Annotated in this window: 14 protein-coding genes; 8 read left to right on the top strand and 6 right to left on the bottom strand. The window is 68.8% G+C overall.

The window, feature by feature from the left end; translation table 11 throughout:
• The first annotated feature begins 129 nt into the window (after positions 1–129).
• The 3 genes from AADV74_RS07300 (at position 130) to AADV74_RS07290 (ending at position 3,916) form a co-directional block, all read left to right on the top strand.
• The gene (locus AADV74_RS07300) at positions 130–1,692 is read left to right on the top strand and encodes an amino acid permease (RefSeq protein WP_342112792.1); all 1,563 of its coding nucleotides are present in this window, start codon (positions 130–132) and stop codon (positions 1,690–1,692) included.
• Between the two features lie 170 nt (positions 1,693–1,862).
• Positions 1,863–2,159, top strand: coding sequence for a hypothetical protein (locus AADV74_RS07295; RefSeq protein WP_342112791.1), 297 nt, complete (start codon positions 1,863–1,865; stop codon positions 2,157–2,159).
• Positions 2,160–2,431: 272 nt separating this feature from the next.
• Entirely contained in the window at positions 2,432–3,916 is a 1,485-nt protein-coding gene (locus AADV74_RS07290; RefSeq protein WP_342113113.1) for an aspartate ammonia-lyase, read from the top strand.
• Positions 3,917–4,020: 104 nt separating this feature from the next.
• Here the strand turns inward: AADV74_RS07290 and AADV74_RS07285 are convergent, their stop codons facing one another.
• A complete protein-coding gene (locus AADV74_RS07285; RefSeq protein WP_342112790.1) occupies positions 4,021–4,896 on the bottom strand; it encodes a fumarylacetoacetate hydrolase family protein in 876 nt (291 codons plus the stop codon).
• 60 nt (positions 4,897–4,956) lie between these two features.
• Positions 4,957–6,465 carry an AlkA N-terminal domain-containing protein gene (locus tag AADV74_RS07280; protein WP_342112789.1) on the bottom strand — a complete coding sequence of 503 codons (1,509 nt, stop codon included), beginning with the start codon at positions 6,463–6,465 and terminating at the stop codon, positions 4,957–4,959.
• A gap of 207 nt (positions 6,466–6,672) precedes the next feature.
• Here AADV74_RS07280 and AADV74_RS07275 point away from each other — a divergent pair, with 207 nt between their 5' ends.
• The 3 genes from AADV74_RS07275 to AADV74_RS07265 all read left to right on the top strand — a co-directional run bounded on the left by AADV74_RS07275 (position 6,673) and on the right by AADV74_RS07265 (position 9,741).
• Positions 6,673–7,746: a YihY/virulence factor BrkB family protein gene (locus tag AADV74_RS07275; RefSeq protein WP_342112788.1), complete on the top strand. Its 1,074-nt coding sequence runs from the start codon at positions 6,673–6,675 to the stop codon at positions 7,744–7,746.
• A 41-nt stretch (positions 7,747–7,787) separates the two neighbouring features.
• Positions 7,788–9,203 (top strand): FAD-binding oxidoreductase, encoded by a 1,416-nt coding sequence (locus tag AADV74_RS07270; RefSeq protein WP_342112787.1) that lies wholly within the window; start codon positions 7,788–7,790, stop codon positions 9,201–9,203.
• Positions 9,204–9,369: 166 nt separating this feature from the next.
• The gene (locus AADV74_RS07265) at positions 9,370–9,741 is read left to right on the top strand and encodes an FKBP-type peptidyl-prolyl cis-trans isomerase (protein ID WP_056163979.1); all 372 of its coding nucleotides are present in this window, start codon (positions 9,370–9,372) and stop codon (positions 9,739–9,741) included.
• A gap of 150 nt (positions 9,742–9,891) precedes the next feature.
• Here AADV74_RS07265 and AADV74_RS07260 read toward each other — a convergent pair whose 3' ends face one another.
• The 4 genes from AADV74_RS07260 to AADV74_RS07245 all read right to left on the bottom strand — a co-directional run bounded on the left by AADV74_RS07260 (position 9,892) and on the right by AADV74_RS07245 (position 13,267).
• Positions 9,892–10,611 (bottom strand): esterase/lipase family protein, encoded by a 720-nt coding sequence (locus AADV74_RS07260; protein WP_342112786.1) that lies wholly within the window; start codon positions 10,609–10,611, stop codon positions 9,892–9,894.
• Entirely contained in the window at positions 10,608–11,465 is an 858-nt protein-coding gene (locus tag AADV74_RS07255; RefSeq protein WP_342112785.1) for an alpha/beta fold hydrolase, read from the bottom strand. Before AADV74_RS07255 ends, AADV74_RS07260 begins: the two co-directional genes overlap by 4 nt.
• A gap of 100 nt (positions 11,466–11,565) precedes the next feature.
• On the bottom strand, positions 11,566–11,958 hold the full coding sequence (locus AADV74_RS07250) for a protealysin inhibitor emfourin (protein ID WP_342112784.1): 393 nt from the start codon (positions 11,956–11,958) through the stop codon (positions 11,566–11,568).
• Positions 11,959–12,061: 103 nt separating this feature from the next.
• Positions 12,062–13,267 carry a M4 family metallopeptidase gene (locus tag AADV74_RS07245; protein WP_342112783.1) on the bottom strand — a complete coding sequence of 402 codons (1,206 nt, stop codon included), beginning with the start codon at positions 13,265–13,267 and terminating at the stop codon, positions 12,062–12,064.
• Between the two features lie 72 nt (positions 13,268–13,339).
• Between AADV74_RS07245 and AADV74_RS07240 the strand changes: the two genes are divergently transcribed.
• Together AADV74_RS07240 and AADV74_RS07235 are read left to right on the top strand one after the other, a co-directional pair.
• Positions 13,340–14,170, top strand: coding sequence for a CPBP family intramembrane glutamic endopeptidase (locus tag AADV74_RS07240; protein ID WP_342112782.1), 831 nt, complete (start codon positions 13,340–13,342; stop codon positions 14,168–14,170).
• Positions 14,171–14,436: 266 nt separating this feature from the next.
• Complete coding sequence (locus AADV74_RS07235) at positions 14,437–17,277, top strand: lamin tail domain-containing protein (protein ID WP_342112781.1); 2,841 nt, start codon at positions 14,437–14,439, stop codon at positions 17,275–17,277.

The raw sequence follows: 17,277 nt of genomic DNA, 5'->3' as shown, positions 1-17,277 counted from the left end.
CGCGCGAGCCACTTATCCAAAGGTATGTACAACGCACCAATGGCGGCCCTATAGTCATGGCCAACACTCCACCCCCGTTGCCGCGCGCTCGGAAGGCGCCGATGCAACCTGAACGCGAAGGATCCATCGATGGCCAAAGACACCTTGCGGGTCTCCGGCGTGACGTACGCCTCGGCAGACGAGGGGTACTTCGAGAAAAGACGCCTCAAGCGCTCCGCCGGAATCTGGGGACTCTGGGGCCTCGCCGTCGCAGCCGTCATCTCGGGCGACTTCTCGGGCTGGAACTTCGGCATCGACTTCGCCGGCTTCGGCGGCATGCTCATAGCCTTCGTGATCCTCGTGGTCATGTACTACGGAATGATCTTCTCGATCGGCGAGATGGCGGCGGCGATGCCGCACACCGGAGGTGCGTACTCGTTCGCACGCGCGGCGATGGGCCCGTGGGGTGGCCTGGTCACCGGACTCGCCGAGACCATCGAGTACGTCGCCACGACGGCCGTCATCGTGTTCTTCTCGGCGCAGTACGCCAACGGCATCACGACCGAGCTTCTCGGCTTCGACCTCTCGGCCAACATGTGGATCTGGTGGGTGATCCTCTACGTCGCCTTCATCGCGCTGAACGCAGCCGGCGCGGCCATCTCATTCAAGTTCGCCATCGTCGTGTCGATCATCTCGATCGCGATCCTCCTGGTGTTCTCGGCCATGGCCCTGTTCTCGGGTGCCTTCAGCTGGGACTCGCTGTGGAACATCGCCCCGGATGCCGGTCAGACCGAGTTCCTGCCGCACGGCGTGCTCCCGATCCTGTTCGCCCTTCCGTTCGCCATGTGGTTCTTCCTCGGCATCGAGGAGCTCCCGCTGGCGGCCGAGGAGTCGCACAACCCCGTGCGAGACATCCCGAAGGCAGGGTTCTGGGCTCGCGGAACCCTCATCGTCACCGGTCTCCTCGTGCTCTTCCTCAACACCGGTGTCATCGGCGCCGAGGCGACGGGAGTGTCGCTCGAGCCCCTGCTCGACGGCTTCCGCGCGATCGTCGGTGACGGAGCGGCCGCGGTGCTGGCACTGTTCGCGCTCATCGGACTGCTGGCATCGCTGCAGGGCATCATGTTCGCCTATGGACGCAACATGTACTCGCTGTCGCGGGCGGGCTACTACCCGAAGTTCCTGTCGCTGACGGGCAAGCGCGAGACGCCCGGTGTGGCTCTCGTGGTCGGCGCCGTGATCGGGTTCATCGCCCTCATCGTGCTCGACATCCTGAGCAGACTCGATGCAGAGGGCATCGGTGCGGTCGCCGGTGCGATCATCCTCAACATCGCCGTCTGGGGCGCCGTGCTCGCCTATCTCCTGCAGATGATCTCCTTCGTGATCCTCCGCAGGAGGTACCCGAACGCCAAGCGGCCCTATGTGAGCCCGTGGGGCCTGCCGGGTGCCATCATCGCCGGCGTCATCGCGGCACTCGTGTTCGTCGGCTTCATCATCAATCCGACGTTCCAGCCCGCCATCATCGCGATCGTGGTCGTCTACGTGCTCATCCTGCTCGGCTTCGCCTTCTGGGGCCGTCACAGGCTCATCCTCTCTCCGGAGGAGGAGTACGCGGTCTCGGGCGGCTTGCACGGCGACCCGCAGTCCGAGGGTTACGGCGGCGACGTCGAGAAGAACCTGTTGGCGGCGGACGGAGTGGACGAGTCGCGTTAGTCGCGTCAGGCCGGATGGTGGGGTCCCTGCTTCGGCAGGGACCCCACCTCGTGTTCGGGGGTTAGCCGGATGGGGCGCATCCGTTCTCCTTCGTAGCGTTGAAGCGTCGCCCCGGTCCGGTCGCGACAGACCCGGCCCCGGGTCCCAGAACCAGAAGGAGTCACCCACCCATGTCCACCACAGCCCCTCTCGCTCCCACCGCTCTCACGGTCGAGCCCGCGCGCGGCCTCAGCATCTCGAGCCTCGTGATCGGCATCGTGTCGATCGCCGCCGGGTGGACGCTCGTCGCCCCCGTCGCCGGCCTCGTGCTCGGCATCATGGCACTCCGCCGCGAGTCGGCAGGCCGCACCCTCGCCATCTGGGGCATCGCGCTCAACGGACTGATGCTCGCCGGTGTCGTCCTGTTCACGGTCATCGGGTTGGTCTTCGGCCTCGCACTCCTGCCGTTCGCCTTCATCGGCAACTGAGGCCGCATGCGCTGACGACTTCAGCAGACGCCGCGCAGGTCGACGACGGAATCCGTTTCGAATGGTCGATCTGGCGGCGTTTTCCTGCGCCTGAGGTCTCGACGTCTGAAGACTCCTGCGCGCCCTGACCGGTAGGCTGGACGAGAGGCGACGATGCCTCGAGATCCACCGATCGAGCGCTTCAGGGCGCTCGGCACCAGCAGGCAACGGAGCCCTTTGTGACCAGCAGTGCGTCCACCATCCCGTCGAAGCGACCGAGTGAGGAGGCGACGATGGCGAAGCCGCCCACGCCGGCAGCAGCACGGACTGCGACCCCCGGGTTCCGCATCGAGAGTGACTCGCTCGGCACCGTCGAGGTGCCCGATGATGCGTACTGGGGCATCCACACCAAGCGCGCCCTCGACAACTTCCCGATCGCCAAGCGTCCCATCTCGGTCTACCCCGACTTCGTGGTTGCCCTCGCCAGCGTCAAGCAGGCGGCAGCGCGCGCGAATCTCGAGGTGGGCGTCATCAGCACCGAGAAGGCCCGCTGGATCGACGCCGCGTGCCAGCGCATCATCAACGGAGCCCGCCAGGACCAGTTCGTCGTCGGAGTCATCCAGGGCGGCGCCGGAACCTCGACGAACATGAACGCCAACGAGGTCATCACCAACCTCGCCCTCGAGCTCGCGGGCTACGAGAAGGGGCGCTACGACATCCTGCACCCCATCGACGACGTCAACCGCAGCCAGTCGACCAACGACACCTACCCGACGGCGCTCAAGATCGCGCTCGCGTTCTCCCTCAAGCACCTTCTCGCCGAGCTCGCGCTGCTGCGTGAGTCCTTCGCCGCCAAGGGTGAGGAGTTCGCCAGCGTGCTCAAGGTCGGACGAACGCAGTTGCAGGATGCCGTCCCCATGACCCTGGGCCAGGAGTTCCACGGCTACGCCACCACCCTGGGCGAGGATTACGACCGCCTCACCGAGACCACGTGGCTGCTCGCCGAGGTCAACATCGGGGCCACGGCGATCGGCACCGGCATCACCGCGGATCCGGGTTACGCGGCTGCAGCCATCCGTCACCTCAACGAGATCACCGGGCTGCAGCTCGAGGGGGCACCCGACCTCATCGAGTCGACGAGCGATGCCGGCGCCTTCATGTCGTTCAGCGGGTCGCTCAAGCGCAGCGCCATCAAGCTCTCGAAGATCTGCAACGACCTGCGACTGCTGTCGTCGGGCCCGCAGGCCGGATTCGGCGAGATCAACCTGCCGGCCAAGCAGGCCGGGTCGTCGATCATGCCCGGCAAGGTCAACCCCGTCATCCCCGAGGCCGTGAGCCAGGTCGCCTACGCCATCGCCGGGGCCGACGTCACCGTCACCATGGCGGCCGAGGCCGGGCAACTGCAGCTGAACGCCTTCGAGCCCGTCATCGCGCACTCGCTGCTGCAGAGTCTCGCCTGGATGACCCAGGCCTGCTGGACCCTGCGGGTCAACTGCATCGACGGCATCACGGCCAACACCGACCGTCTCGAGGCGATGGTGGCGTCGAGCGTGGGCGTCATCACGGCGCTCATCCCGATCATCGGCTACACCGAGGCGGCGGTCCTGGCCAAGCAGGCCCTGCTGACGGGTCGGCCCGTCGCCGACCTGGTGGTGGAGTCCGGGCTGATGTCACGTGAAGAGGTGCTCGCGCACCTCGCGCCCGAGCGTCTGCTCGGCCTCGAGCACGTCACCACGGCCGTGCAGGCGCACGAGCGCAGGGGCGAGCCCTCGGAGTGACGCACGCTCGCTGAGGCCCGGACGAAGTCCGCGGTCGAAGCGCCATCAAGGGTGCGCTTCGGCCGCGCGCTGCGCGCGGGCCTCAGCGAGCGGGTCCGCGGCGCCTAGACCACCCGGCAGAACGTCGTCAGCGACCCGATCCCGCCGATCGAGATTGTCACCGCCGAGCCATCGCGCATGAACACCGGAGGCTTGCGTGAGTAGCCGGCGCCTCCAGGGCTGCCGGTGGAGATGAGGGTTCCGGCCGGGAGGGTGGCCGACGTCGACAGGTAGCTGATGATCTCGGCGACGCTGCGCACCATCTCGCTGCTCGATGCATCCTGCAGGATGCGGCCGTCGAGATTGGTGGTGAGCCAGACGTCCTGCGGATCGGGGATCTCGTCGGCCGTCACGACGACGGGCCCCGTGGGGGTGAAGCCGTCGAACGACTTGCACCGGCTCCATTGCGCTTCGCTGAACTGGATGTTGCGGGCGGTGATGTCGTTGACGACGGTGTAGCCCCAGACGTGGTCGAGGGCGTCGCGCACGGACACGTTCTTCGCCGGCTTGCCGATGATCACGCCGAGTTCGGCCTCGTAGTCGACCTGGTCGCTGATCTCCTCGGGCCAGGTCGTGGTGTTCTCGTGTCCTGTGAGCGAGTTCGGCCAGAGCGCGAACACGGTCATCGCGGTCTCTGAGCGCAGCTTCAGCTCTGAGGCGTGGGCGGCGTAGTTGGCGCCGATGGCGAGCACGTGTGGCGGCCGCAGCACGGCGGAGGCGTGCCGAAGGCCGCTCACGGGCGTCATGCTGGTTCGGTTCGCCAGTGCGTTGGAGACGACGGCGCGCACGTGGGCGAGGCCGGCGTCGCCGCGCTCGATGAGGTCCTGCAGGTCGGCCGGAGCCTCGTCCATCACCTCATCGAGGAACAGCGCCCCATCGTCGACGACAACGGCGAGCCGGTTGACCGACTCGCCCTCCACCCTGAGATGCGCGAACTTCACCTCTCTAGGCTATCCGGGCCGACGGGGCCTCGGGTGCGGTGCGGTCCGTACCGACGCCGCTCAGCCTGCAGCAGCCCGCCACAGGTGCATGCTCGCGTAACTGCTCCACGGTGCCCAGATGGCGCCGCGCGCCCGCAGCTCACGCTCATCCGCGGGCAGTCCGAGCCGCGCCGCACCTTGGCGCAGGGCGAGGTCGCTGGTGAGCAGGACGTCGGGGCTCCCGAGCACCCGCATCGACAGGTAGCCCGCTGACCATGGACCGATACCCGGGATCGCGGTGAGAGCGGCAGTCAGCTCATCGCGGGTGTCGGAGACGTCGATGCTCAGCGATCCGTCACACAGCCGCTGCGCCACGTCGAGGATGGTGGCGATGCGGCGCGTGGGACCGCGCAGCACCGTGATCCCGTTGGCGGCGATCTGCTCGGCCGTCGGGAACAGGATCCAGGCCCCGTCGGGCGTGCGCTCCCCGAGGGCCTCGGCGAGGTGCCCGAGGCTGGTGCGTGCCGAGGCCACCGAGACCTGCTGGCCGACGATCGTGCGGAACAGCGTCTCCTGGGGATCGATGGTGCCCGGCACTCGGATGCCGGGGACAGCGGCGACGGATGCGGCGAGTGCCGGGTCGGCGGCGAGCGCAGCGTCGATGGCCTCGGCATCGGCATCGGCATCGAGCAGGCGGCGAACGCGACCGACGAGAGGCATGAGGTCGGCGAGCGATGCGACTGAGGCGTCGCAGATGATGGCGGGGGTCGACGCGTCGGAGTCGACACGCAGTGCGATGGTCGCGATGCCGTGGGGGAGACGGATGGCGCGGGCGTACGTCTCGCCGTCCCAGGTCTCGACGCCCGTGATGGCCCGCACGCCGAGGAAGGCGAGCACGCCGGCGCCGTCGAAGGGGGCGCGGGCGGGGAGCCGCAGGCTGACGGCCGTGGAGCCCGGCGCGCCCGTCGACGCGGTGCCGAGCACAGCGCCCGGCCGTGCCGGGAGGCGCCGGGCCCTCGCCCGCAGTTCGCTCGGGGTGAGTTCGTAGACCGCGGTGATGGTGTCGTTGAACTGACGGATGCTGCCGAAGCCGGCAGCGAACGCCACGTCGGCGATGGGCAGGTCGGTGCTGGTCAGCAGGATGCGCGCTGACTGCGCCCGGTGTGCACGAGCCAGCGCCAGGGGTCCTGCGCCGAGCTCGGCCTGCAGCACCCGGGTGAGGTGTCGCGGCGTGTAGCCGAGGTGGGAGGCGAGCCCCGGAACCCCGTCGCGCTCGACGACGCCGTCGGCGATCAGGCGCATGGCCCGAGCCGCGAGATCCTCACGGATGTTCCACTCCGGCGAGCCCGGCACGGCATCGGGGAGGCAGCGCTTGCAGGCGCGCAGTCCCGCCTCGTGCGCTGCCGCCGCGGTGAGGTAGAACGACACGTTCTTGCGCTGCGGCGTCACGGCCGGGCAGCTGGGGCGGCAGTAGATGCCTGTCGAGTGCACGCCGGTGATGAACTGTCCGTCGAAGCGGGCGTCCCGCGAGCTCATGGCCCGGTATCGCTGCTCGAACAGCGTGTCGACGGTGGCGGATGGTGCGTTCATGCATCCAGCGTCGCACGTCCGGGCGACATCCGTCAGCGGTTTTCGGACATGGCCGCCTTCGCTCGACCAGGCCCGCGCGCAGAGCGCGGCCGAAGCGCACCGGCCACCAGACCACCCTTCGAACCCGGCCTCCGGCCGGTCTTCAGCGAACGACGATGCGCCGTCAAGGGGCAGCGCCCATTTCTCCCCGTCGCTAGCCTGAGAACCATGAGCGACGACGGATTCGTGAAGAAGGCCACCGCCTGGGCACTCGGTACGAAACCCGTACGCGCCATCCTGCTGTACCAGGAGCACCACGGCCCGATGCTGGCCGACAGTGTCACCTACCGCGTGCTGTTCTCCGTGTTCGCGGGCGTGTTCCTCGGCTTCGCCATCGCCGGCATCTGGCTGGCCGGCAACGACCAGGCCATGCAGGCACTGATCGACGCCGTGAACAGCACCATTCCGGGTCTCATCGGCGAGGGCAATCTCATCGATCCCGCCGATCTGGTGCAACCGCTCACCCTCGGTATCGCCGGCATCCTGGCGCTGGTCGGTCTCATCGGAACGGCCATCGGCGCGATCGGATCGCTGCAGACGGCGTTCCGAAACATCGCCGACCAGCCGAACGAGCCGACGTTCTTCCTCTGGATCATCCTGCGCAACCTCGGCCTCGCCATCGGCTTCGGCGCCGCCCTGCTGGCCGCTGCCGCCGTCACCTTCGTCAGCACGGCCGCGCTCGACACCGTCGTCTCCTGGACCGGGTCATCCTGGCTGACGGATGCCGCCGCTCGCAGTGTCAGCATCCTGGTGATCTTCGCGATCGACACCCTCGTGGTGGCCGTCATGTTCCGGTTGCTCTCAGGCCTGCGTCCCGACGCCCGGTCCCTCTGGACCGGTGCCATCCTCGGCGGAATCGGTCTCACAGTGCTGCAGGTGCTGTCGAGCCTGTTCGTCGGGGGAGCGAGCAACAACCCGCTGCTGGCCTCCTTCGGATCGATCATCGCCCTGCTGCTGTGGCTCAACTTCTCGAGCCAGGTCATCCTCATCGCCGGGGCCTACATCGTCACGGGCGTCGAGGAGAAGCAGAACCGCGTGCGCGTCCGGTTCGGTGCGAGCACCTTCGAGACCCGGCGGGTGCAGCGTGCCGAGAACGCCGTCAATGCCGCGGCGACCGAGCTCGAGGTGGCTCGGGAGGCCGCGCGCAAGGCTGCGGAGCCCAAGCCGACCAAGGAGCAGAAGAAGGCCCGGAAGAAGGCCGAGAAGAAGGCCGAGAAGGAGAAGGCGTCAGCGCGTTCCTGAGCCGCGGCATCCGGTGCCCGCGCCGGTCCTAGGCTGATCTCATGTCCACGATCGACCTGCTGCGCGCCGCCCTCGGAGCCCCTGACGGCGAGAGCACCGTGGTGACGGATGCCGCAACGCTTCATGCGGCCCGTGCCGACAGGTCGGGTTTCGTCGCCGCCGAGACGGCGCTCGCCGTGGTCTACGCGGCATCCGTCGACGACGTGCAGGCCACCTTGCGCTTCGCGAGCGAGCACGCGATCCCCGTCGTGCCCCGCGGCGCCGGGACCGGCCTGGCGGGCGGAGCCATAGGCAGCGCCGGGTCGATCGTGCTCGACCTGTCGCGCATGGACCGCATCCTCGAGATCGACGCGGAGAACGAGCTCGCCGTCGTCGAGCCCGGGGTCATCAACGACGCCCTCAACGCCGCGGTCCGGCCGCTCGGCCTCTGGTTCGCGCCTGATCCGGCCTCGAAGGCCATCTCCTCGATCGGCGGCAACATCGCCACCAATGCCGGCGGCCTGCTCTGCGCCAAGTACGGCGTCACGCGCGAGGCCGTCCTCGGACTCGCTGTCGTACTCGCCGACGGCAGGCTCATCCGCACGGGCCATCGCACAGTGAAGGGCGTGACCGGCTACGACCTCACCGCCCTGTTCACAGGGTCGGAGGGCACGCTCGGCGTGATCGTCGAGGCGACAGTGCGCCTGCGTCCGGCGCCCGAGGGAGCGCCCGTCACCGTCGGCGTGTTCTTCGCCGACGTGGCCGCCGCGGCTGCAGGAGCGGCATCCGTCACCGCCGCGAGGCTCCGCCCCGCCGTCATGGAGCTCATCGATCCCGTCGCCCTGGCATCCATCCGCGCGCATCTGGGGGCGGATGCATTCGTGGGTACTCCGCTCGAGGGTGCGACCGGAAGCCCGACGGATGATGCAGCTCCGGCCTTCCTGCTCGTGCAGTTCGACGGCCCCGCGGCCGAAGCCGAGGCGGAAGCGGCGCTCCCGGTGCTCGTGGGCGGCGGGGGAGCGGCCCAGCTCGCCGCCGATGCCGCGGCAGGGGAGCGACTCCTGGCCATCCGTCGCGCGTTCCATGCCTCGGTGGCGTCCGGCGGCGAGGTCCTCATCGAGGACGTCTCGGTGCCGCGCTCGCGCATGGCCGAGATGTTCGTGGCCATCGCCGAGATCGGCAAGCGGCACGGCCTCGCCATCCCGACCGTCGCGCACGCCGGAGACGGCAACCTGCACCCCAACTTCATCTATACGGGCGACTCGGTTCCGGATGCCGTCTGGCAGGCTGCCGACGAGCTCTTCCGCGCCGCCCTCGCCCTGGGAGGCACCCTCACCGGGGAGCACGGCGTCGGCCTGTTGAAGCGCCGCTGGCTCGCCGATGAGCTGGGTGACGACTCGTATGCGCTGCAGCGCGACCTCAAGCGCGTCTTCGACCCGCACGGCATCCTCAACCCGGGCAAGGTCTTCGCCGACTGACCACACACGTCGCCGCACACAAGAAAATCTCGTCGTCCGGTGGTGCGGCAGTGCCTGCGACTCGACCGGCCGACGAGATTGGCCTACGTCCAGCATGCCTCGCCGAAGCGTTCGCCGCAAGGGAAATCGGCGTGCAATCGGTGAACGGATCGGGTTGGATGGAGTCATGACCGATCTGAACAGCAAGCCAGAAGTCGACTTCCCGGAGGGCCCGGCGCCCGAGACCCTCGTGATCGAGGACATCGTCGTCGGTGACGGCGCCGAGGCGCAGGCCTCCTCGACCGTCGACGTGCACTACCTCGGCGTCGAGTACGAGTCGGGCGACGAGTTCGATTCATCGTGGAGCCGCGGTGAGTCCATCAACTTCCCGCTGAACCGCCTCATCGCGGGTTGGCAGGAGGGCATCCCCGGCATGAAGGTCGGCGGACGCCGCAAGCTCGTCGTGCCACCGCACCAGGCCTACGGCCCCGCAGGCGGAGGACACCAGCTCTCGGGCAAGACCCTCGTCTTCATCATCGACCTCAAGGGCGTCAGCTAGTCCGACCCCTGCACGGCCGACGGCCCGTCTCCTGAGAGAGGCGGGCCGTTCGCCTCTCCGCTCGCTGAGGCCCGGACGAAGTCCGCGGCCGAAGCGCCTTCAGCCGGTTGAAGCGCTCGGCGCGCTTCGGGCGGTCGCTCCGCTCGGCCCTCAGCGAGCGCGGGGCGACGGAACGGCAGGCGGCGCCTCCGCGATCTCATCGACGATCGCCAGCACGCGCACATCCGCGAGGATACGGAAGTGCCCGAGGAACGGCATCCGGATGTTCCGATACGCGCCCGGCAGCAGGCTCCCGTCGGGCACGACGGGGTCGACCGTGCTGAAGATCGAGGTGATGCGCTCGTTGATGTCGAGGATCGTGGCGAAGCGCTTGAGAAGCGCATCCGTCGGGGAGAACTCCCGCAGCTCCCGCCGGATCGCATAGCGCGCGTAGGCCGAACCCGCGAACGGCGTATTGATCGCCACCAGGTGCGCGACCCGTACCGGGCCGCCCGTGGCCTGCGCCGCGGCATCGTCGATGAGCACCTGCTTTCCGATCAGGCCACCCTTGCTGTGCGCCACGATCACGGCGTCGCGCAGGTCGCGCTGCTCGAGCATCCCGGCCACGAGCACCGCTGAGTCCGTGATCACGGCGCGGTTGTGTCGGAGTTCAGGCACGACGTGCACCGGATGCCCGCTCGCCGCGAGACGCTCGACCAGCGGCAGCATGAAGCGCCAGTCCTCGTAGATTCCGGGCAGGATGACCACAGGGCGCTTGGTCCCGGCGAGGTAGGTCGCCGGCTTCGCCCCCGACCGGAGCACGTCGTACTGCCTCCTCGCCACGTAGACGTAATCGTGAACGAGGTCGGAGAACAGTTTGAGCGGATTCATCGGGCCCCGGCCCGGCCCTCGAGCACGACGCCCCCGTCTGAGCCGGCTTCGACGGTTTCGTCGACGCCGATCGCGATTCCAGCGAACTGCACGATGAGCGCGGCGGGAGTCGCTGCGTCGACGTACATGCCCACATGGGCCTGACGCTTGAGCGTGTGGTGGGCGGAATCCGGAATCGTCTCGGCGAGCCTCCGGTTCCAGGCCTCGGAGCAGATCGGATCGTGCTCGCCGCGCAGCGCCAGCACAGGCATCCGTAGGCCGGCCGCCCGCTCGAGCATCGGGTACGCGACCATCACCGGCGCCTGCTTGAGCATCCAGCGCGGTCCGCACCTGAGGTAGTCGGTGGCCACGATCCAGTTGACGTCGGGGCGTTCGCGCAGGGTGTCCTGGGCGAGGCGCAGCATCTGCCGCGGCAGCGTCTGCTCGGCGACGTCGGTCACCGTGCCGATGAGCACGGCGTGGCCCACCGCCGCCGGATGCTGGAGAGCCGCCTCGACGACGACCTGCGCGCCCATCGAGTGGCCGACGAGCACGGCGTCTGTGATGCCGGATGCCTCCAGCCACCGTGCGATGAGCGAGCCGTACCGTGCCATCGGCAACGGGTCGCGCGGTTCGGGGGCTGCGCCCATGCCGGGAAGTTCCACTACGAACACGGGCCCGCGGGTGAGCAGCGCCGTCGCGAGCGGGCCGTAGTAGCGCGACGCGACGCCGATACCGTGCACGAGCACGAATGGGCGGCCAGACACCGAGACGGACTCCTTCACGATGAGCGTGAGGCCGTCATCGGTGAAGGTCGTCGTGCGTGTCAACGGCGGCTGAGCACGCCGGATGCGCGAACGCGGCGGCCTCGGCATGCTGCGATCCCCTCACCGGCCGGCATGGGCATCCGTCCGCCATCAGGCTAGACCGTGAGGACTGGCGGATGCCGAGGCTTGACTCCTCGGCCCGAATGGGTCAGTGTGCGGCGCGCGAATCGGGCGCCATGCTCGGGTCGGGCGCTCGGCGCGAGTCGGGTCGGGTGGTGGAATCCGCTGTTCGCACCTTGTCGACGAGCTCCCGCCACGGGCCCTGCAGCTGCTGCTCGGCCAGAGTGGCCTCGCGCTCGGGCGGGTCTATCGGTGCGGGTGTGTGGGGGTGAACGAGGTCGGCTGGAGCGCCCGACTGTCGTTCGTAGCGGATGAGGTAGACGAACCTGTCGGGCTGCTGCGGCTGGGGCAGCACGTCGTCCCACGGGAGTTCGGCCAGCAGGACGAGCCATGCTGCGGCATCGGGCTGCTCATCGACGAGCACGCTCCACGTTCGACGGAGGCCTGCGAAGCCGCCGGATCGGGTGACGATCACGAGCATGGTGGTGATGCTACTCCGGTGGAAGCACCGCGTACCGGTGCTGTCCCGCCTCACTCACTGAGGTAGGACGAAGCGATCGCCCGAAGCGCGTTCGGGGAGGGACCTACTCGTCGGCCACCACACCCACCGCGAGCCAGGCGGCGCGCACGGCGTCGGTCTCGGGGGCATCGTCGCCGTAGCGCCTGGCCGCGGCATCCGTCGTCACCTTCGCGAAGCGGGAGAAGTCGGCGCGGGCGGCGAGGTCGTCGCCGGTGAGCGCGTCGTACCAGATCTGGCCCGCCTTCTCCCAGGCCGCGCCCCCGATGGCCGTCGCCACGAGGTAGAACGCGTGGTTGGGGATGCCCGAGTTGATGTGCACCCCGCCATTGTCTGCTGTGGTGTCGTCGTAGTCGCGCATGTGCGCGGGCTGCGGGTCCTTACCCAGCACGTCGTCGTCGTAGGCGGTTCCGGGCGCCTTCAGGGACCGCAACGCGACGCCCTGCACCTCGTCGGTGAAGAGTCCCTCGCCGATGAGCCAGCTGGCCTGGTCTGCGGTCTGACGCTTGGCGAACTGCGCCACGAGTGAGCCGAACACGTCGCTGACCGACTCGTTAAGCGCTCCGGACTGGCCCTCGTAGACGAGGTTCGCCGTGAACTGCGTGACTCCGTGCGTGAGTTCGTGGCCGATCACGTCGATTGCGATGGTGAAGCGGGTGAAGACCTCTCCGTCTCCGTCGCCGAACACCATGCGCTCGCCGTCCCAGAATGCGTTGTCGTACTGCTCGCCGTAGTGCACCGTGGCGTCGAGGGGGAGACCCTTGCCGTCGATCGAGTCGCGGGCGTAGACGTCCCAGAACAGCTCGAAGGTGGCGCCGAGGCCGTCGTAGGCCTCGTTCACGCTGACGTCGTCTGTCGGCGGCTCGCCCTCGCGGCGCACCACCTCGCCGGGTAGCGTCTCGCGCCCTTGCGCGTCGGAGATGGTGCGTTCGGGCAGGCCCGGCGTCGCCGATCGACGCCGAGCCGACCTCGGCTGCGGATTGCGGGTGAGGGGGTTCGGCTCGTCGAATCGCACGCCGTCGCGCACGAGCGAGACCTTCGCGGCCTGGGAGGCGTTCTGGAAACGCGGATCATCGGTAGCGGCGATGGCCGCGAGCAGGTACGGCGGCACGATGGAATGGTGCCGCGGAATTCGGCCCAGGCCGTCATGGGCACCGCCCGTGCCCTCGAGGATTCCAGCGGCGCCGTCGTTCATACCGACAGCACGGCGGCCAGCGGCATCCGTCGTCGTGTGCGAACGGATGTCGTCGTGTGTGTCGTTCCCCCGGTTCATGCTGCGAGCCTAACCCGACCCCCGGACAGGGGAGAGGCGTGCGTCTCGCGCTGCGTTTCGTAGACTCTCCCCATGCCGAGCATCGCCGCCAGCGCCACCGACGCACCAGCTCTGCCGCGCCTGTCGTGGAAGCTGGTGCCGACGCTGTTCATCTGCGCCGCGGCGGTCATGCTGTTCGGCGTGCAGATCGTGTGGATCGGCTACGCGCTGCTGGCGGTGGGCCTCATCATCGCCGCCATCGTCGATCGGGCGTTGCTGCGCGACCTCGCCCTCATCGCCGCGGGGCTCGTGATCATCTCGACGATCTCGCTGGCGGCAGACATCAGCTACATCAACATGGTGCGGATGGGCACTGTGCTCGCCCTCGCCGTGGCGGTGCCCTACCTGGTGTCGCGCTACGTCTACCGCGACTACGCCATCAGGTTCCCGTGGCGGGGGGGTGGCCGTTGGACCCGCGCGCAGTGGTTCTACCTGGTGCTCGTGCTGGTGCTCGGCTGGACCATCCTCCCGTTCTACTTCATCACCTCGGGCGTCTACACGAACTGGCCGACCGTCACGGAACCTGATGCGATCGCCCGCCTCCTCGTCGGCGTGAACGCCGTCGGCATCTGGGACGAGTTGTTCTTCATCTGCGTGGTCTTCACACTGCTGCGACGGCACTTCCCCAATTGGCAAGCGAACCTGCTGCAGGCCGTCATCTTCGTCTCCTTCCTCTGGGAGCTCGGATACCAGAGCTGGGGTCCGTTGATCACTTTCCCGTTCGCTCTGCTGCAGGGTTACACGTTCTCCCTCACGCGCTCGCTCGGCTACGTGATCACGGTGCACCTGCTCTTCGACCTGGTGGTCTTCCTCGTCATCGTGCACGCGCACAACCCCGGAGCGCTGCCGATCTTCCTGCTCTGAGGCGGCCGACCGGATCGTGGACACTTTGCCGCCGTGTGAAGGCATCGCGGAGGCGACTTTCCCGGTATGACAGGGGCTCCCGCCTCGACGCCTTCATACAGCGGCGCGAATGCCTTCACACGGCGGCGGCGGATGCCGCAGCCGGCGTCGCGCGCGGAGCATGCGGCATCCGTTCCCCCCGCGTTCACCCGGCGTTCGCGGGCGCCCGACAGTCTGAGCCGGGCCGCGCGTGCGGCCACTCTCACGCGTGCGAAGGGCAGACACGAATGCGAACGACCTGGCGGGCCGCGACAGCGGCCCTGCTCACCTCCCTGGTGCTGGCAGCACCTCTTACGGCAGCGCTCGGTCAGGCCGATGCGGCCGCGGCCGCGCCCGCCGCGACCGACCTGCGCATCAACGAGGTGGAGTCCGACGGCGGAACCCCCGGCGACTGGATCGAACTCGCGAACCCGAGCGCGGCATCCGTCGACGCCTCCGGTCTCGTTCTCAAGGACAACGACGACACCCACGCCTTCGTCATCCCGAGCGGATCAACCATCGCGGCCGGCGGCTTCCTCGCCCTCGACGTCGACCCGTCGTTCGGGCTCGGGAAGGCCGACTCCGCACGCCTCTTCACGGCCGACGGCGCGCTCATCGACTCCTACACCTGGGCCGCCCACGCCGTCGGCACCACGTACGGACGATGCGCGGATGCGACGGGCGACTTCACGACGACGGCCTCGGTCACGAAGGGTGCTGCCAACGACTGCGGCACCGGAACGCCGACGCCGACCCCGACGCCCACCGCCACCCCGACTCCGACGCCCACCCCGACGACTCCGCCGGCTGAGGCATCAGCGATCCGTATCAACGAGATCGAGTCGAACCCCGACGACTGGGTGGAGTTCATCAACACCTCCGACGCCGCCGTCGACGCCTCTGGCTACAAGTTCAAGGACGGCGACGACACCCACGACTTCTACCTGTTCCCCGCCGGATCCGTGATCGCGCCCCATGGCCTGCTCGTGGTGGACGCCCTCCCGTGGGGCCTCGGCGCACCCGAGACGGCGCGCCTCTACGCTCCCGACGGGACCACGCTGGTCGACAGCCACTCGTGGACCAACCACGCCGCCGCCAGCCTCGGCCGCTGCCCGGACGGCACCGGCGCCATCGTCGCGAACTCGTCCGTCACCAAGGGCGCCGTGAACGACTGCAGCGTCGCCGTGCGCATCAACGAGGTCGAGTCGAGCGGCGTCGACGGAGACTGGATCGAGCTGCGCAACATCGGCGCTCCGGCCGACATCTCTGGCCTCGTGCTCACCGACAACGACCCCACCCATGAGGTGGTCATCCCGGCAGGCACCCTCCTTCCCGCCAACGGATTCGCCTCCTTCGCCACCGACCCCGCCTTCGGACTCGGCGGCGCCGACTCCGCGAAGCTGCTCACGGCCGACCGCGGCACAGTCATCGACTCGTACAGCTGGACCACCCACGCCGCCACGAGCTACGGACGCTGCCCCGATGGAACCGGTGAGTTCATCACCACCGCAGAGCCGACCCGCGACGCCGCCAACTCCTGTGTCGTGAGCGCGCCCGTCGACGCCTGGCCCGGCGGAGCATCCGTCACCAAAGCCGATGTCGCCGGTGTGCTCGGCGGCAACATGAGCGGACTCGTGCACGAGCAGACCGGATCGGCCACGTCGGCCGGCACGCTGTGGGCGGCCAAGAACGGCCCCGGCGCCCTCTACAACCTCGCCTGGAACGGCAGCGTCTGGGCGCCGATCACCACCAACGGCTGGTCGGCCGGTAAGACCCTGCACTACACAGACGGGACCGGTGACGTCGATGCCGAGGGCGTCACGATCACTGGAGCCGGAGCATCGGGCGGCCTGTTCGTGGCATCCGAGCGCAACAACGCGAACAACGCCGTCAGCCGCCTCTCGGTGCTGAAGTTCGACGTGTCGGGCAGCTCGACCTCCCTCACCGCCACGCGCGAATGGAACCTCACCGCCGACCTCCCCGCCGTCGGTGCCAACGCCGGCTTCGAGGCAGTGACGTGGGTACCGGACGCGTGGCTCACGTCGCGCGGACTGCTCGACCAGAGCACCGGCACCCTCTACGATCCGACGCGCTACCCCGACCACGCGGGCGGCCTGTTCCTCGTCGGCGTCGAGACGGCCGGAGCGGTCTACGCCTACGCCCTCGACCAGACGACCGGCGCCTTCACCCGCGTCGCATCATTCGCGAGCGGCCTGACCAGCGTGATGGAGCTCGGCTTCGACGCCGAGAAGAGCAAGCTGTGGGCCGTCTGCGACGACACCTGCCAGGGTCGGAGCATCCTGCTCGACATCGCGCAGGATGGTGTCGACAAGGGGAAGTTCGTGGGCGTCGCAGCGTACGAGCGCCCGGCAGGCATGCCGAACCTCAACAACGAGGGCTTCGTCGTGATGCCGCAGTCGCAGTGCGTGGACGGATCGAAGCCGGTCTACTACGCCGATGACGCGGCGACGGATGGCCACGCGCTGCGCGCGGGCACGATCGACTGCACGGTGCTGCCGACAGACCCGACCGATCCCACGGACCCCACGGATCCGACGGACCCGACGGACCCCACGGATCCCACGGATCCCACGGATCCGACCGACCCGGTGACGCCCGGCATCCCCACGCCCATCCCCGGTGACCAGCTCACCGACGCGAACCGTGGGCCCGTGTCATCGCCATCCGGAGCCGTCGCGGGCGATCCGATCATCGTGTCGGTCGGGGCTGAGCACGCGGGGGAGAAGGTCGACGTCTGGCTCTACTCGACGCCGCAGCACATCGGACGCACCGAGGTCGGCGCCGACGGAACCGTGACCGTCACGATCCCGGCCGACACCGTTCCCGGCGCGCACCGCATCGCCGTCACGGACGCGAACGGCGACCTCATCGGCTGGACCGACATCACCATCACGGCGGCCGACGTGGCGGACGGTTCTGCCACTGTCGACCCGGCTGCGGTCTCATCCGGAAGGCTCGCCTCGACGGGAGCCGATGTCGGGGGAGATGCCCTCCTCGCCGGCGCGCTGCTCCTCGCGGGTGCCGTGCTGTTCATCGTTCGTCGTCGCCGGACCGCCGTGAGCGATTGA

This window comes from Leifsonia stereocauli (genome assembly GCF_038432415.1).
GTDB lineage: Bacteria > Actinomycetota > Actinomycetes > Actinomycetales > Microbacteriaceae > Orlajensenia > Orlajensenia stereocauli.
The sequence above is the reverse complement of the archived record's forward strand: the minus strand, read 5'-3'. Positions and strand labels throughout refer to the sequence as shown.

Coding starts and splice junctions, on each gene's coding strand:
- AADV74_RS07300 (WP_342112792.1), top strand. CDS start 130: ATGGCCAAAGACACCTTGCGGGTCTCCGGCGTGACGTACGCCTCGGCA.
- AADV74_RS07295 (WP_342112791.1), top strand. CDS start 1,863: ATGTCCACCACAGCCCCTCTCGCTCCCACCGCTCTCACGGTCGAGCCC.
- AADV74_RS07290 (WP_342113113.1), top strand. CDS start 2,432: ATGGCGAAGCCGCCCACGCCGGCAGCAGCACGGACTGCGACCCCCGGG.
- AADV74_RS07280 (WP_342112789.1), bottom strand. CDS start 6,465: ATGAACGCACCATCCGCCACCGTCGACACGCTGTTCGAGCAGCGATAC.
- AADV74_RS07275 (WP_342112788.1), top strand. CDS start 6,673: ATGAGCGACGACGGATTCGTGAAGAAGGCCACCGCCTGGGCACTCGGT.
- AADV74_RS07270 (WP_342112787.1), top strand. CDS start 7,788: ATGTCCACGATCGACCTGCTGCGCGCCGCCCTCGGAGCCCCTGACGGC.
- AADV74_RS07265 (WP_056163979.1), top strand. CDS start 9,370: ATGACCGATCTGAACAGCAAGCCAGAAGTCGACTTCCCGGAGGGCCCG.
- AADV74_RS07260 (WP_342112786.1), bottom strand. CDS start 10,611: ATGAATCCGCTCAAACTGTTCTCCGACCTCGTTCACGATTACGTCTAC.
- AADV74_RS07255 (WP_342112785.1), bottom strand. CDS start 11,465: ATGCCGAGGCCGCCGCGTTCGCGCATCCGGCGTGCTCAGCCGCCGTTG.
- AADV74_RS07250 (WP_342112784.1), bottom strand. CDS start 11,958: ATGCTCGTGATCGTCACCCGATCCGGCGGCTTCGCAGGCCTCCGTCGA.
- AADV74_RS07245 (WP_342112783.1), bottom strand. CDS start 13,267: ATGAACCGGGGGAACGACACACACGACGACATCCGTTCGCACACGACG.
- AADV74_RS07240 (WP_342112782.1), top strand. CDS start 13,340: ATGCCGAGCATCGCCGCCAGCGCCACCGACGCACCAGCTCTGCCGCGC.
- AADV74_RS07235 (WP_342112781.1), top strand. CDS start 14,437: ATGCGAACGACCTGGCGGGCCGCGACAGCGGCCCTGCTCACCTCCCTG.